The following is a 15,583-nucleotide window of genomic DNA, read 5'->3' as shown; positions in this document are numbered from 1 at the left end:
AATTATCAATTACTAGTAGCGAGTCAATTAATAATTGCTCACTGCTAATTGATAATTGAAGCGCGCTAGCGGAGCAGCCGCCCGGTGAGGTTGCCCTGCATGAGGTGCTCGACTTCGGCCGGCGTCACCAGGTTGATGTCGCCGTGAATGGTGTGTTTCAGCGCCGAGGCGATGGTGGCGAAGGAGAGCGCCTGCGCGCGGTCTTCGTAAGTAGTTGAGCCGTAGATGAAGCCCGAAATGAACGAGTCGCCGCCGCCGATGCGGTCCACCACCGGCGTGATGTCGTAGAAGGGCGTTTCGAAAAACTCGCCATCATCCCACAGCAGCCCGCAAATGCGCTCGTGCGAGGCGCTCTGCGTTTGGCGGCGGGTGGCAATCACTCGCTTAATATTGGGAAAGCGCTGGGTCAATTGCTGGCTCATTGAGATGAAGCCGTTGTCCGAATCCGCGTCGGCCTTGATGCCGAACAGGTCGTCGGCGTCGCCCTCGGTGCAGACTACAATGTCGCAGCCTTCGACCAAGCCCGGCATCACATCCTGCGCCTTTTGGCCATACTGCCACAGGTTGCGGCGGTAGTTCACGTCGGCCGATACGGTGACCCCTAGCCGGCGCGCCGCCGCAATGGCGTCGGCCGTGGCCTGGGCGGCGGCGGCCGAGATGGCGGGCGTGATACCCGTCCAGTGCAGCCAGCCGGCTTCTTTCAGGATTTCATCCCAGTTAAAAGCGCTGGGGTCGAGGTGCGCGAAGGCCGAGTCAGCGCGGTCGTACACGATGCGGCTGGGCCGCAGCGAGGCACCGACTTCCAAGAAATACAGCCCTAGCCGGTGGCCTTCGGTGAAGTGGCAGTGGGTGGTATCGACGCCGTAGCGGCGCAGGTGGTTGGCGGCGGCGTAGCCCAGCTCATTGGCCGGAAAGGCCGACACGTGGGCGGCGGGCACGCCCATTTGGGAGAGGGCGGCGGCTACGTTGGCGTCGCCGCCGCCGTAGGTTACTTCGAGGGTGGCGGTCTGCGGCAGCCGGTAGTTCAGCGGCGGCGAGAGCCGCATCATCACTTCGCCGAAGGTTACGACTTGCTTCATGAGGGCGGGGGCGCTAGGGTCGTTTTTAGCCCGGCGAGGGCCGAGCCGGGCGCTGGTCAGGAGGGAATGAGACGGGAAAGGTAGGCTAGTAAAGGGTGCGTAAACCTGCTTTTCCCGTCTTTTTTAATGCAAACGTTCCCGATACCCTGCCAGTGAGGCAGGCGTAAACGAGGGTTTCAGGCAAAGAGAGGGCCTAGCTAGCCACCAACTCTCCCGTGCTCACCGGCTTGGCGGCCGCCTCAAAGCCAAAGTAGGTTTTGGCATTGCCGTAGCTGATATTTTCTACCAGCTTACCTAGCCAGGGTAGCTCCTCGGCGGGCAGCTCGCCGTTCTCCACGTCGCGGCCCAGCAGGTTGCACAGAATGCGGCGGAAATACTCGTGGCGCGGGAAGGAGAGGAAGCTGCGCGAGTCGGTGAGCATGCCCACAAACTGGCTCAGCAAGCCCATGTTGCTGAGGGCATTAAGCTGCTTTTCCATGCCATCCTTCTGGTCCAGAAACCACCAGCCCGAGCCGAACTGAATTTTACCCGCTACCGAGCCATCCTGAAAGTTGCCAATCATGGTGGCAAACAGGTCGTTATCGGCCGGGTTGAGGTTGTAGAGGATAGTTTTGGCCAGCTTATTCTGGTTGTCGAGCCGGTCTAAGAAGCGCGAGAGCGCCCGGGCCTGCGAGAAGTCGCCAATCGAGTCCCAGCCCGTGTCGGGGCCTAGCTCGCGCAGGGCGCGGGTATTATTGTTACGGAGCGCACCGAGGTGAAACTGCTGCGTCCAGCCCTTCTCCCAGTCCATGATGGCCAGCTCGACCAGCATGGCCGACTTGAATTGCTCCACCTCCAACGGCGAAAGCGGCTGGCTAGCCTGCGCTTTTTCAAAAATGGCGGCGACCTCGGCGGCGGTATAGTCGGCGGCATAAATCTGCTCCAGGCCGTGGTCGGAGAGGCGGCCGCCGAGGCTAGCGAAGAAATCGTGGCGCTGGCGCAGGGCGGCCAGCAGGTCGGCGTAGGTGCGAATGTCTACATTGGCCGCCGCGCCCAGCTTATCGAGGTACTGGCGGTAGTCGGCGGCCTCGGGCGTCATGGCCTTGTCGGGGCGGAAGGTGGGCAGAATGCGGGTGCCAAAGTCGTGGCTAGCCAGCGCCTGGTGGTGCTCCAAGGTGTCGGCCGGGTCGTCGGTGGTGCACACGGTTGCCACGTTCATTTTGCGCAGCAGGCCCTGCACACTGTATGCGGGCGTTTGGAGCAGCGCGTTGCACTGGTCGTAGATGCGGCGGGCGCTGTCTTTGTTCAGCAGCTCAGTAATGCCGAAGTAGCGGCGCAGCTCCAGGTGCGTCCAGTGGTAGAGGGGGTTGCGTACGGTGTAGGGCACCGTGGCGGCCCATTTCTCAAACTTCTCCCAGTCCGAGGCATCGCCCGTCACAAAGCGCTCGTTCACGCCGTTGGCCCGCATGGCGCGCCACTTGTAGTGGTCGCCGTAGAGCCAGATTTGGGTGATGTTGTCGAACTGCCGGTTCTGGGCAATCTGGTCGGGCGGCAGGTGGCAGTGGTAGTCGATAATGGGCTGCGGCGCGGCGTGCTGGTGGTAGAGCGTGCGGGCCGTTTCGGTTTGCAGCAGGAAGTCGTCGGAGAGAAAGGGCTTCATAATTTCAGTTAGCAGTTAGCGATAGAAACGCACAAAAGAACGTCATGCTGAACACAGTAAAGCATCTTGGCAGAGTCGTTGAACGACGTGGATGAAGCGGCCAAGATGCTTCACTGCGCTCAGCATGACGTTCTTTAGGTGGTGAGTTAAGTTACAGCGACACCCCGCGCTTCCACGGAATAAAGTCGGTTTGGCCGTGCCTTACGGCGCTTACCTCCAACCCGCTAGCCACCTGCACCACGTAGTCGAGAATGCGCTCGCCGGCCTGCGCGATGGTTTCTTCGCCGTCGATGACGGTGCCGGTGTTCAGGTCGATGATGTCGGGCATGCGCTCGGCCAGCTTGGTGTTGGAGCTGATTTTGACGACCGGGGCGATGGGGTTGCCGGTAGGCGTGCCTAGCCCGGTGGTGAAGAGCACCACGTTGGCGCCCGAGCCGACTTCGGCGGTGGTGCTTTCCACGTCGTTGCCGGGCGTGCAAAGCAGGTTCAGGCCCGGCTTGGTTACTAATTCAGGATAATCCAAAACGGCCACTACCGGCGACGAGCCGCCCTTGCGGGCCGCGCCGGCCGATTTCATGGCGTCGGTGATGAGCCCATCGCGGATGTTGCCGGGCGAGGGGTTCATGTCGAAGCCCGAGCCCACGGCCACCGCGCTCTCGCCGTAGGCTTTCATAAGCGCAGTAAAGCGCTGAGCCGTGTCGTGGTCCACCGAGCGGTTCACGATTTCCTGCTCCACGCCGCATAGCTCCGGAAATTCGGCCAGGATAACCGAGCCGCCGAGCGCCACCAGTAGGTCCGACACGTGGCCCACGGCCGGGTTGGCCGAGATGCCCGAAAAGCCATCCGAGCCGCCGCATTCCAGCCCGATAGTCAGCTTGCTGAGCGGCGCGGGCTGGCGCTGCTGCTGGTTGGCCTGCATGAGGCCGGCGAAGGTTTGGCGCAGGGCCGTACTCACCAGGGCCTCTTCGGTGCCGATTTTCTGCTGCTCCAGCACAAACAGCGGCTTGGCAAAGTGCGGGTCGCGCTTGTTGATTTCGTCCTGCAGCATGCTCACCTGCGCGTTCTGGCAGCCCAGGCTGAGCACCGTAGCGCCGGCCACGTTAGGGTGGGTGATGTAGCCGGCCAGCAGGCCGCACAGGGTCTGGGCATCCTGCCGGATGCCGCCGCAGCCACCCTCGTGCTGCAAAAACCGAATGCCATCGACATTCGGAAACAGCCGGGGCTTCTGGTAGTCCACTTCGGCCGAATGCAGGTCGGTGGCCAGAATTTCCTCTACCGACTTGCCGGCCTTCAGCAGCTCTACCAGGGCCTGGGTCTGGGGCTGGTAGCTTTTGCGGCGGGCGTAGCCGAGGTCGTTCACCAAGGCTTCTTCGAGCACCTGGATGTTGCGGTTTTCGCAGAAAACCAGCGGGATAACCAGCCAGTAGTTGGCCGTGCCCACGCGGCCGTCGGGCCGGTGGTAGCCCAGAAAGGTGCGCTCCCTAAACTTGCTCACATCGGGCTGGGCCCAGCTGTGTTGGTGCTGGCCCTCCTGGTACGCGTCGGTGGCGTGCTTGATGTTGGCAGTGGTGAGCAGGCCGCCCTGGCTTACGGCCGACGCCATTTTGCCCACCAGCACGCCGTACATCGTCACTTTGTCGCCGGGGGCTAGCGGCTGCAGGGCCAGCTTGTGCTTGGCCGGAATTTTTTCGGTGGTGGTCACGGTCACCCCGTCCCAGGTTACGGGCGTGCCGATGGGCAGGTCGGTGAGGGCGACGAGCACGTTATCGGCGGGGTGAATTTTCGCAACTAAATGCTTCATACTAACTGATAATTAATCGTCTGTCCTTGCTTCGCAGGCTCGCCCTGACAGACGCGGGGGCATTGCTAATTCAACGTACTGAGATTAAACAGGTGCGCGTGCCGTTTTAGTTAATGTGGCGGCCAAGGTAGCGGTGGCGCCCTCTTGCTGCAGCTGCAGCAGGTAGCGCGTCACAGCTTCCGCGAAGTCGGGCAAAGCCGTTAGGTCGGTGTCCCACAGGCGCAGGTCGCCAAGCACGCGCGGCACCAGCTCGGGGGGCGAGTGGCTGGCCCAAAGGTCGGCAAAAAAGCCGGCCTGCTCGTCCTGAATGGGATATTGCTGGCCATTGGCTTCACCATACCAGGTGCCGGCATCCAGCCGGGTGCCGCGCATAAATAGCAGGTAGGCCGCGAAGCCCAGCGCCACGTACTGCGGCACGGCCCGAAAGCGCTCGGCGTAGTGCAGCAAATCGGGAATGACGCGCAGGCGCAGCTTAGCCGAGTAGTTGAGGGTGATGGCTAGCCAGCGGTGTTCCACGGCGGGGTTGCGGAAGCGGTCGAGCACCTGCATGCCAAAGCGCTGGCCCACCTTCTCCTCGATGGGGTAGGGGATGCCGGGCAGCAAATCGGCCAGCATCAGGTGGCGGATGTAGGTGAGCAGGTGCTCGTTTTCCATCGCCTCGCGCACGGTGGGCACGCCCGCCAGCACGGCCAGCCCGCAGGCCAGCGAGTGCGTGCCATTGAGCAGGCGCAGCTTCAACTCCTTGAACTGGTTGATGTCGGGCTGCACGATGATGCCGGGGTGCACCGGCTGAAAGCTCAGCACCTGCCGCACCCGCTCGTCGCCCTCGATGGCCCAAAGCGCGTACACTTCCGCCATCGTCAGCAGCTCGTCCTCGTAGCCCAGCTCCTGGGCTAGCCGGGCGCAGGTCGCCTCGTCGGGGCGGCCCGGCACGATGCGGTCAACCAGCGAGTTGCACACCGTGTTGGCTTTGTCGAGCCAGGTTAGAAAGCCCACGTCGGGCACCTGGTTTTCGGCCAGCTCGCGCAGGATGCCGCGCAGCTTGGTGCCGTTGTCGGGTATCAACTCGGTGGGCACAATGACGAGGCCCTTGTCGGCGGCCCCGGCGAAGGCTTCGTAGCGGGCCAGCAGCACAGCCAGCAGCTTGCCCGGAAACGAGCGCGGCGGCGCGGCGCGCACATCGTCGTCGGCATCGAGCACAATACCCACTTCGGTGGTGTTGGAGAGCACGATGTGCAAATCGGGGCTAGCCGCGCAGGCCAGTACCTCGGCCCACTGGCTGCGGGCCGAGAGCACCCGGCTGAGGCTGGCGCACACCACATCCTGGCGCACGGGCTGCTGGTCTTGGATGCCGCGCACGCACACCGTGTAGAGGTTGTCCTGGCGCGCGAAGGCGGCGGCATCGCCCCCCTCAGTGCTCTTCACCACTACCACGCGGCCGTTGAACAGCCCCTGGCGGTTGGCCTGGTCGATGAGAAAGTCGGGCAGGCCACGCAGCAGCACGCCGGTGCCGAATTGCAGCACTTTCTCGGGCAGGTCGAATACGGCGGGCGGGGGTAGAGCTACGGCCGGACTGGTCGCAGCCGCCCGCACCACTTCCTGGGTTAGGATAGGCATAACGTAGGGTATTGTTCCAAGTAAAATTTGATTTTCAGTTAGTTGCTGCCCCATTTCTGCTGCCACCTGGGGTAGTCGTGGGTCAGAAGCTTGGCCGGCCAGGTGCCGGCATACACGTAGCCGGTGCGGCGCTCCACCTCGATATCGGCCAGGCGGTCGTGCTTCACGCCGTCGCGCCCCACGTAGATGGGCCGGTTCGTGTCGAGGTCGTAAAAGCGGGCCCACACCGTGCTGCCGGGCTGGGGCACCATTACCCGGTCGTGGCCCTTGGGCTGGCTAGGGTCAGCGATGTCCTGCACGGCCGTGTTCTCAATTTTGGAGGCTTCAAACCAGGCTACGGCCGCCGCCACGGCCCGGCGCACTTCGGGGCCGGGCTGGTCGAGGCTCAGCAAGAACTCGGTGATGCCCACCGACTCGTCGCCGCTCAGCGCGGCCAGCTCGAAGGCGCGGGCCTTGCAGGGCAGCAGCGTGGTGCGGTCGTGCTGGGCACCCCAGGCCGTGAGCCGGCCGTGCTGCACGTACTGCGTTTTCAGAATGCACTGCACGCCGCGGGCCACGGCTTTTTGGGCGGGGGCCACCAGGTTAGGGTCCACGAGGGCGTAGTCGGCCTTCTTGTCGGCCACGGCCTGCAGCACCTGCAGCGCCCGCACCATGGCATTGTCGTTGTAGGTAATCTGGGCGCGGTAAAAGCGGGCGTCGGGGTAGTACTGCGGAAAGCCGCCGCTGGGCTGCTGCATCTTCAGCAGGTAGCGGATGCCGCTCTCGGCGGCCTGGCGATAAGCCGGGTTCTGGGTGGTTTTGAAAGCCGCAGCCAGGTAAGTGATTTCGCGGGTAGTGGCGTTGTTGTCGATGGTGGCGTCTTCCTGGCTAGCCCCGCGGCGGGCAGCCGTGAGGTCGGCGGCGCTCATGGGGTGGCGGTAGTCCACTTTCACTTCGTTCACGGCCTTGGGCCAGCCGCCGTTGCTGCGTTGGAAGGCCAGCATTTTTTCGGCGGTGGTGTCCTGGGCGGCTTGCGGCAGGCTAGCGGCCAGGGGGGGCAGCTGCCCCCGGCTGGCCGGGCGGCCGAGGCCGGGGCCCAACCCCGTAGTGAGGCCTAGCCCGAGCAGAAGCGCGCAGATTTTCATAGGTCAGAAAGGCAAAATGACCCGTGGCCCGGCCACGGGGGCTAGCCCGGTAGCCCGGCCACGGGCAGGCTAGTACCCGAAGTTTTGCTTGATGGCCGGGTCGGTGTCGAGGGTCGTCTGCGGAATGGGCAGCAGCTCCTTGCCCTGGCCGGGCGCATACTCGGCCGCCATGCCGCTGCCCGTGCTGTTGACGGTGGTGGTGCCCACCGTCACGGCCGTGCCGTTGGGCCGCAGGTTGGCCACGTAGGTAGCGTCGATGCCCTGGCGCCAGTTCACGCGGGTGGTGCCGCCAGGGGTGGCAGCGGGCGAGGGGCGGTAGAACGAGCGCTGCCACTGCACCACGCCATTTACCACCTTGTAGTACTGGTACTGCGGCACCGTGTTGTAGGGCGCCGCGCCCGCGCGCAGCAGGTCAAGGTTGGCCTTGGTCGAAGCCAGCCTATCGGCCAGCAGGTTCCAGCGCAGCAGGTCGTACTTGCGAATGCCTTCGGCGCCAAACTCCAGCAGGCGCTCGTTCACGATAGCGGTGAACATATTGGCCTTCGAGCCGGTGTTCACGTTGAGCGCGGCGCGGGTGGCGTTGCCGCCAAAGGCGCGGGTGCGCACCTCCAGCAGGGCGGCGCGGCCGGCGGCAGTGGGGCCGTTGAGCTCGTTGTCGGCTTCGGCAAACATCAGCAGCACGTCGGCAAAGCGGATGAGGGGCCAGTTGTAGCCCAGGTAGTTGTTGGTGCCGGGCAGCGGCGGGCTGTGCCAGTCGCGCCGAAACTTGCCGTCGTACAGCGTGTTCAGGGCCACGGCCGACTGCACGTTGGCGCCGCTGGCGTACTGGTAGGGCGCGATGGTGATGTCGCGGCGCACGTCGAGCGAGTCGAAGGCGTAGAAGTAGGTCGGTACTACCGTCACGGCACCCTGGGTCGAGCCGTAGATGGGCGAGTTGTTCAGGCGCGGGCCGTTGTAGTAGCCCAGCTTCGAGTCGCCGGTGGCCGTGGAGCCCGCCATGCCCACCTCAAAGATGATTTCGTTGTAGGTGTCGTGGCGCTGCTGGTTCACCCCCAGCCACAGGTCCGAAAAGCTCGGATTCAGGGTGTGCTCCTTGCGCTGGTTCAGCAGCTCGAGGCACTCTTGGCGGGCAATGGCGTAGTAGGTGGCGTAGTCGGCGGGGCGGGTCATGGTGTTGCCTTGCAGCGAGTAGCCGCCGCGCTGCAGGGCTAGCCGGGCGCGCAGGGCCTTCACGGCGCCCTTCGTGATGCGCTCGTTGGTGATGCCGGCGCCCGAGCGGTAGGGCACGAGCTTTTCGGCGGTGGCCAGGTCGGCAATCAGCGTGGCCAGGGTCTGGTTGCGGTCGGCGTTGGGCAGGTTGAAATCCTGGTCGTAGCTCGACGGCGAGAACTGCGCCGGCACGTCGCCCCAGTTGCGAATCAGCTCGTAGTAGTACTGCGCCCGCAGGGTCAGCGACTCGCCGTAGAGGCGGTGCAGGCTGGCCGTGTCGGCGCTGGCCCCGGTGGTGTAGAGGGCCATCTGCGGAATGTACTTGATGCACACGTTGGCCCGCTCGATGCCCTGATACAAGTTGTTCCAGGGGTTAATAATCTCGGTGTTAGAAGCATAGGCCTTGTAGCGCGCAATGCCCCGGCGGCCCGTGTCGAAGGTGCCCGACGAGCCGATGAGCTCATCGGTATCGTAGGGGTAGTACATGCTCAGGCGGGTGCCGTAGGTGTTGTCGCCCGAGAGGGGGTCGTAGGCCCCGAGCACGGCGCTGGTGGCCCCGCTCACGGTGCTGAACGTGGCGGCAGTGGTAGTCAGGGCCGTGGGCTCAATATCGAGGTAGTTCTTGCACGACGAGGCTAGCCCGGCTACTCCGGCCAGCAGCACGGCCGCCGTGGCCTTCCGCGAAGAAAAAATGGAAAATGTCATGAGTAAGGCTAGATGCTAGCGATAAGGCGGGTGGGAGGATGTTGAAGGGAACAGTGAGGTGGTGGTGGTCAATCTGTTCACGGCTCACTGTTCATTGCGCGCTGTACTACAGTCCCAGGTTCAGGCCGAAGAGGAAGGCGCGGCTGCGGGGGTAGGCGGCGTAGTCGACGCCCGGCGTGAGCGGCGTGCCGCGGCGGGTGTTCACTTCGGGGTCGTAGCCCGAGTAGCCGGTGAGCGTGGCCAGGTTGTTGAGCGTCACGTAGAAGCGCAGGGTTTGCACCTTGGCGCGGCTCAGCAGGCCCTTGGGCAGCGAGTAGCCCAGCGTGATGTTGTTGAGGCGCAGAAACGAGCCGCTCTCCACGGCGTAGGAGTGCAGGAAGTAGTTGCCGCGCACGGGGCTCCAGATGGTGGCATTGGCGTTTACCTTATCGAAGGTGGCCTGGTCGGTGATGAGGGCACCGTTGTTGTCGATGTAGCGCACGCGGTTGTTCATGTCGCTCAGCAGGTTGGCATACGACGTGTTGGCGGTGCTGCTCGTAAACTCAATCTTGTTGGCGTTGTAGATATTGTTGCCGGCTACGAAGTTGACGAACACGCTGGCGTCGAAGTTCTTATAGGTGAACTGCTGGTTCAGGCCGCCGATAATCTTGGGGTTGGCGTTGCCGATTACCGTTTTGTCGGCCTCCGTCACGGTGCCGTCGCCGTTGGTGTCGCGCAGCTTGATGGTGCCAATCATCACCGGGTTGCCGGTGATGGCGGCGTCGCTGGCCACGCCATCGTTGAGCACGCCGGTGCGGGTGGCGTAGTTATAGCTCTTGAAGTCGTTGGCCGTGTAGAAGCCGTCGGTGATGTAGCCGTACATCTGGCCCACCGGCTGGCCCACGCGGGCCACGTAGTCGGGGCCCGAGAGGGCGGAGCCAGCCCAGCCCGATTGAATGCTCGAGATTTCCGACAGCCCGCCCAGGTCCTCGATGCGGTTGCGGTTCATCGAGGCGTTGGCCGTGGCCGTCCAGGTGAAGTTGGCCGTTTGAATAACCGTGCCGCTGAGCTGCAATTCCAGGCCCTTGTTCGAGGTCGAGCCGATGTTCTTGTACTGCTGCGTGTAGCCCAGGATAGGGTTGATGGTGCGGTTAATCAGCAGGTCGTTGGTGGTATTGTAGTACACGTCGGCCGTAAACTGCACGCGGTTGTTGAACAGGCCCACGTCGAGGCCCACGTCGCGGGTCGTCGTGATTTCCCACTTCAAATCGGGGTTATACAGCGTGGTGAGGGCCGTGGCGGGCGTGGTCACGTGGTTGAGGGCGTAGTTCACGTTGCCGGCCTGGTAGAGCGGCTTGGTCAGGAAGTCGGGAATGCGGTTGTTGCCGGCTTGGCCGTAGCTCAGGCGCAGCTTCAGGTCCGATACCTTGTCGGTGAGGTCCTGGAAGAAGTTTTCCTTCGAGATGCGCCACGCGGCCGAAGCGCCGGGGAACACGCCGCCCCGGTTGCCGGGCTCAAACTTCGACGAGTAGTCGAGGCGGGCCGTGGCCGTGAGCAGGTACTTATCGTCATAAGAATAGCTGAGGCGGGTGAAGCCCGACACCAGGCCGTAATCGACCGGAATGGCGGTGCTCGGCAGCACGGGCTGCGACACGGTGCCCACCGGCAGCACGGCCTGGTTGATGTTGGCTAGGGCCCGCTCGGCGGTGATGTCGGCCGGCAGGAAGTTCACCTGCACAAACTCCTGGGTGGTGCGCTGGCGGTAGGTTTCTTCGCCGATGAGCGCGTTCAGCACGTGCTTGTCGCGCTTGAAGGTGTAGTCGAGGGTATTCGAATTGTTGAGCGTCGTGGTCAGGCCGTTGGTCAGCGTCACGAAGGGCAGGTTCTGGTAGCCGCCGGCCGCCTGCCGGATGGTGGGCGAGTACAAGCCGTTGAAGGTGCTCAGGTCGGTGTAGGTGATGTCGAAGCCGCCCGTGGAGCGAAACACTAGCGCGGGCGTGAAATTGAAGGCCGCCGTGGCGCCCATATTGAAGGTGCGGCGCTTATCGGCCCGGTACTCGTTGTTGTTGGCCAGCACCGGGTTCACGAGGCTGGAGTTGTTAAAGAAGTCGGGGTCGAAATTGGTGGTGGGGTCGCCGCCGGCGAAGGTGGGCAGGTTGAAGGGCAGGTACTGCACGGTATTGCGCAGGCGCGAGGTCACGCTCGAACCCGTGTTCACCGTCTGGCCGGTGCTGGAGGTGCCCAGCGCCGCGCCGGTGCCGGCGCCGTTGTTCACCTGGTCGTTGAAGCGGGCGTTGAAGCCTACGCGAAACTTGTCGCTGGCCTTGGTGTCGATGCGGAAGTTTACCAGGTTGCGCACGTAGCCCGAGCCTAGCTGAATACCGTCTTCGTTGTTGCGGGTCAGGCTCAGGTTGAACGTGGTCTGCTTGGTGCCGCCGCTGAGGGAGACGTTATGCGTTTGCTGAAATGCCTTGCGGCCAAACACCTGCTCCTGCCAGTCCTGGAAGGGCAGGGTGCGAATCCGGTTCAGCGTATCGCCGTTGAAATTGAGCGAGCCAAACACGCTCTTAAAGGTGCTGGTGCCGCCCGATACGCTAGCCCCCGAGCCCGTGAGCTGGGCGCGCTCATACTCCCAGTTGAGGTAGTCGGCCGGGCCCATCACCTGCAGCTTTTTGCTCAGCTGGCGGAAACCGCCGAAGCCGTTGTACGTCACGGCCGTGCGGCCTTCGCGCCCGCCCTTGGTGGTGATAATCACCACGCCGTTGGCGCCGCGCGCGCCGTAAATGGCGGTCGAGCTGGCATCCTTCAGCACGTCGACCGAGGCAATGTCCTGCGGGGCAATCACCGACAGCGCGTTCTCAATCTGAATGCCGTCCACAATGTAGAGCGGCGAGTTGTCCTGGGTTATCGAGCCGCCGCCGCGCACCCGCACCTGCACGTTGGTGTTGCCGGGCGTACCCTCGGCCGAGGTCAGCTGCACGCCGGCCAGGCGGCCCGTCAGGGCCTCCGCGGCCGAGTTTACCGGAATATCCTTGATTTGCTGCGCACTAACCGACGATACGGCGCCCGTCACGTCGCCGCGCCGCACCTCCTGGTAGCCGATTACCACCACGTCGTCGAGGCTCTGCGTGTCCGAGGTCAGCGCCACGGTCAGCGTCGTGCGGTTGCCCACGGCTATTTCCTGGCTCACGTAGCCAATGAAGCTGAAGCGCAGCACCGCCGTCTTGTCGGCGGCCGGAATGGCGAGCGAGAACGAGCCGTCGGCGCCCGTCGAGGCGCCAACGGACGTGCCTTTGAGCACGACCGTCACGCCAGGTAGCGTATCGCCGTCGGGGCCTTTCACCACGCCCGTTACGGTGCGGCTTTGCGCCATCGCCAGGCCGATGCTGCCGCACAGCAAGAGCCAAAGCAGGAGGAGATGTTTTTTCATAAAGAAGCGGAAGCAGTTGGGTGGGAAATTGAAAAAAGTTAAATCGGAAGGCTAGCGGAGGTCGGCGAGGGCCACGGCATCCATGTCGGTGTATTCGAGGTTTTCGCCGGCCATGCCCCAGATGAAGGCGTAGGCGCTGGTGCCGCAGCCGGTGTGAATGGACCAGGGCGGCGAGAGGATGGCCTGCTCGTTGCTGACCCACAGCGGGCGCGTCTCGCTGGGCTCGCCCAGCAGATGCAGCACGCGCTGGCCAGCGGGCAGGTTGAAGTAGAAGTAAGCCTCCATGCGCCGGTCGTGCACGTGCGAAGGCATGGTGTTCCAGACCGAGCCCGGCTTGAGCTGCGTCAGGCCCATCACGAGCTGGCAGCTAGTGATACCCTCGTTAAAGATGTACTTGTAGATGGTACGCTGGTTGGCCGTTTCCAGCGCGCCCATTTCCACCGGCGTAGCCTCGGCCTGGGTGCGGCGGGTGGTGGGGTACTCCTTGTGGGCCGGCGCCGAGAGCAGGTAGAACTTGGCCGGGCTAGCCGCGTCGAGGCTGCGAAACGCGACCTGCTGGCTGCCGCGCCCTACGTAGAGGCAGTCCTGCGAGCCGAGCGCGTAGGTCGTGCCGTCCACTACGATTTCGCCCGCGCCGCCCACGTTCAGCGCGCCCAGCTCGCGGCGCTCCAGAAAGTAACTGGCCTTGAGGCTCTCGGGCAGGGCAGGGCTAGCGGGGCCTCGGTAGGCATGGCGCCACCCACCAGCATGCGGTCGTAGTGCGTGTAGGTCAGCTCGATGGCGCCGGGCGTAAAGATATTCTCAAGCAGAAAATGCTGGCGCAGGCCAGCCGTGTCGAGGCGAGCGGTTTCGCGCGGGCCGATGGCAAAGCGTTGGGTCATGGGTGGAAAAAGCGGAAGACGGAGAAGGAAGGCTAGCGGCCCATCCAGCCGCCGTCCACAGTGAGGATGGTGCCGTGCACGTAGTCGCTGGCGGGGGAGGCTAGGAACACGGCGGGTCCTTTGAAGTCGGCGGGCTCGCCCCAGCGGCCGGCCGGGATGCGCGAAAGGATGCTGGCCGAGCGGTCGGCGTCCTGGCGCAGGGCGTGGGTGTTGTCGGTGGCGATGTAGCCGGGCGCAATGGCGTTCACGTGCACCCCGCGGCCGGCCCACTCGTTGGCCAGGGCCTTCACCAGCGAGCCAATGGCGCCCTTGCTGGCGGCGTAGCCCGGCACATTGATGCCACCCTGGAAGGTGAGCAGCGAGGCCGTGAAAATGATTTTGCCTGAGCCTTGCTGGAGCATCCGGCCGCCCACGGCGCGGGCTAGCCGGAAGGGCGCGTCGAGGTTCACGCTCAGCACGGCATCCCAATCTGCATCAGAATGCTCGGCGGCCGGCGCGCGGCGTATGATGCCGGCGTTATTCACCAGAATATCGATGTGCTCAAAGTCGGCCAGCACTTGCTGGATAAAGCTTTGCAGCGCAGTGGGCTCGCCGAGGTCGGCGCGGTAGGCGCGGAAGTCGCGGCCCAGCGCCCGCACGGCCTGCTCGGTTTCGCCGCCATCGGGCAGGCTGCGCGACACGCCGACGATGTCGGCTCCCGCCTCGGCTAGCCCCACGGCCATGGCCTGGCCAATGCCGCGGTCGGCCCCCGTGACGAGGGCGCGCTTGCCGGCCAGGCTGAAAAGGGAGGGCGCACGCATGGGCAAAATCGGGTGGGAGTTGCGTTTTAAAAAGAATGGAAAGTCGACCGAAAAAGAGCTGGCTCGAGCGGCAGTGTCGAAGTTTAGGCTCTAGCCAAGGTGCGCGGACTACCCGGGAGCGTTTTTATTTGCGCAATCGTTATCGGTAACGTTTCCACATTCCTCATGCACTGCTCATCTGCGCGCTGGCTAGCCTAGTAACCTGCAGTTAACGTTTATCTTTAGCCGCCAAAGAAGCCCCCGCTAGGCGGCAGGCAATTGCATTTTAAGTAGAACCCCGCTTGGAACCCGCCACCCTCAAGGACATCGCCCGCGAGCTGAACATCTCCGTATCGACCGTATCGCGGGCCCTGCGCGACAGCTACGAAATCAATCCCGAAACCAAGCGGCTGGTGATGGAGTGCGCCGCGCGCCTCCACTACCGCCCCAACCCCATTGCGCTCAGCCTGAAGGGCAGCAGCAGCAAGGCCATCGGGGTCATCGTGCCGCAGATTGCCAATTATTACTTTTCGCAGGCCATCAATGGCATCGAGGAAGTGGCCAACCAGCGCGGCTACGACGTGCTCATCTTCCAGACCCACGAAGCCTACGACCGCGAAGTAGCCAACCTGCGCCAGGCCCTGGCTAGGCGCGTCGATGGCCTGCTCATCTCGCTCAGCAGCGAAACCAACGACGTGAGCCACCTGCAGGAATTGCAGCAGCAGGGCACGCCCATCGTGCAGTTCGACCGCGTGTCGGCGGCCCTGAATACGCCCCGCGTGGTGGCCGACAACTTCGCCGGCGCCTTCGCGGCCACCGAGCACTTGTTGCAGTCAGGGCGGCGGCGCATTGCGCACCTCACCATTCAGCCCTGGCTCAGCATCACGCAGGAGCGGCTGGCCGGCTACCGCGCCGCCCTCGAAAAGCACGGCGTGCCCTACGATGAAAGCCTGGTGCGCTTCGGCACTTTCGGCCCCGACGAGGTAGGCCCGCTGGTGGATGAGCTGCTGGCCCTGGAGCCCCGGCCCGACGCCTTTTTCACGGCCAGCGACCGGCTGGCCGTGGGCTGCCTGGCGGCCCTGCGCCAGCGCCGCATCGCCATCCCCGGCCAGGTGTCGCTCATCGGCTTCACCAACCTTACCGTGGCCGATATGCTAGCCCCTCGCTGAGCACCGTGACGCAGCCCGCCACCGAAATCGGCCGCGTGGCCGTAGGCCGCCTGCTCGACCTCATTGAATTGAAGCATCGCGCCGCGCCGCCTAGTACGATTACCATTCCCACCACGCTGGTGGTAAGGGAGTCGTCGGGTGGGTTGGTGGGGGAGGGGTAAGGTCGAAAAT

The 15,583-nt window shown here is 64.0% G+C and carries 8 protein-coding genes and 2 pseudogenes; 1 reads left to right on the top strand and 9 read right to left on the bottom strand.

Annotated elements, in window-relative coordinates; translation table 11 throughout:
- Positions 1-65: 65 nt before the first annotated feature.
- The 9 genes and pseudogenes from GKZ68_RS10705 to kduD form a co-directional block, all read right to left on the bottom strand.
- Positions 66-1,079 carry a sugar kinase gene (locus GKZ68_RS10705; RefSeq protein ID WP_173114361.1) on the bottom strand — a complete coding sequence of 338 codons (1,014 nt, stop codon included), beginning with the start codon at positions 1,077-1,079 and terminating at the stop codon, positions 66-68.
- 193 nt (positions 1,080-1,272) lie between these two features.
- On the bottom strand, positions 1,273-2,718 hold the full coding sequence (gene uxaC / locus GKZ68_RS10700) for a glucuronate isomerase (RefSeq protein ID WP_173114358.1): 1,446 nt from the start codon (positions 2,716-2,718) through the stop codon (positions 1,273-1,275).
- A 151-nt stretch (positions 2,719-2,869) separates the two neighbouring features.
- Positions 2,870-4,519, bottom strand: coding sequence for a UxaA family hydrolase (locus GKZ68_RS10695; RefSeq protein WP_173114355.1), 1,650 nt, complete (start codon positions 4,517-4,519; stop codon positions 2,870-2,872).
- An 84-nt stretch (positions 4,520-4,603) separates the two neighbouring features.
- Positions 4,604-6,136, bottom strand: a complete 1,533-nt coding sequence (locus tag GKZ68_RS10690; RefSeq protein ID WP_173114352.1) for a tagaturonate reductase — start codon at positions 6,134-6,136, stop codon at positions 4,604-4,606.
- A 38-nt stretch (positions 6,137-6,174) separates the two neighbouring features.
- Positions 6,175-7,260 carry a pectate lyase gene (gene pelA / locus GKZ68_RS10685; protein ID WP_173114349.1) on the bottom strand — a complete coding sequence of 362 codons (1,086 nt, stop codon included), beginning with the start codon at positions 7,258-7,260 and terminating at the stop codon, positions 6,175-6,177.
- 69 nt (positions 7,261-7,329) lie between these two features.
- The gene (locus GKZ68_RS10680; protein WP_173114346.1) at positions 7,330-9,174 is read right to left on the bottom strand and encodes a RagB/SusD family nutrient uptake outer membrane protein; all 1,845 of its coding nucleotides are present in this window, start codon (positions 9,172-9,174) and stop codon (positions 7,330-7,332) included.
- A 106-nt stretch (positions 9,175-9,280) separates the two neighbouring features.
- Positions 9,281-12,583, bottom strand: a complete 3,303-nt coding sequence (locus GKZ68_RS10675) for a TonB-dependent receptor (RefSeq protein ID WP_173114343.1) — start codon at positions 12,581-12,583, stop codon at positions 9,281-9,283.
- 51 nt (positions 12,584-12,634) lie between these two features.
- Positions 12,635-13,464, bottom strand: a pseudogene (gene kduI, locus GKZ68_RS10670) (5-dehydro-4-deoxy-D-glucuronate isomerase).
- 32 nt (positions 13,465-13,496) lie between these two features.
- A complete protein-coding gene (kduD, locus tag GKZ68_RS10665; protein ID WP_173114340.1) occupies positions 13,497-14,264 on the bottom strand; it encodes a 2-dehydro-3-deoxy-D-gluconate 5-dehydrogenase KduD in 768 nt (255 codons plus the stop codon).
- A 281-nt stretch (positions 14,265-14,545) separates the two neighbouring features.
- Here kduD and GKZ68_RS10660 point away from each other — a divergent pair.
- Positions 14,546-15,573: pseudogene (locus GKZ68_RS10660) on the top strand (LacI family DNA-binding transcriptional regulator).
- Positions 15,574-15,583 lie beyond the last annotated feature (10 nt).

Source organism: Hymenobacter sp. BRD128, from assembly GCF_013256625.1.
Lineage (GTDB): Bacteria > Bacteroidota > Bacteroidia > Cytophagales > Hymenobacteraceae > Hymenobacter.
This window is presented reverse-complemented; position numbering and strand designations above follow the sequence as displayed.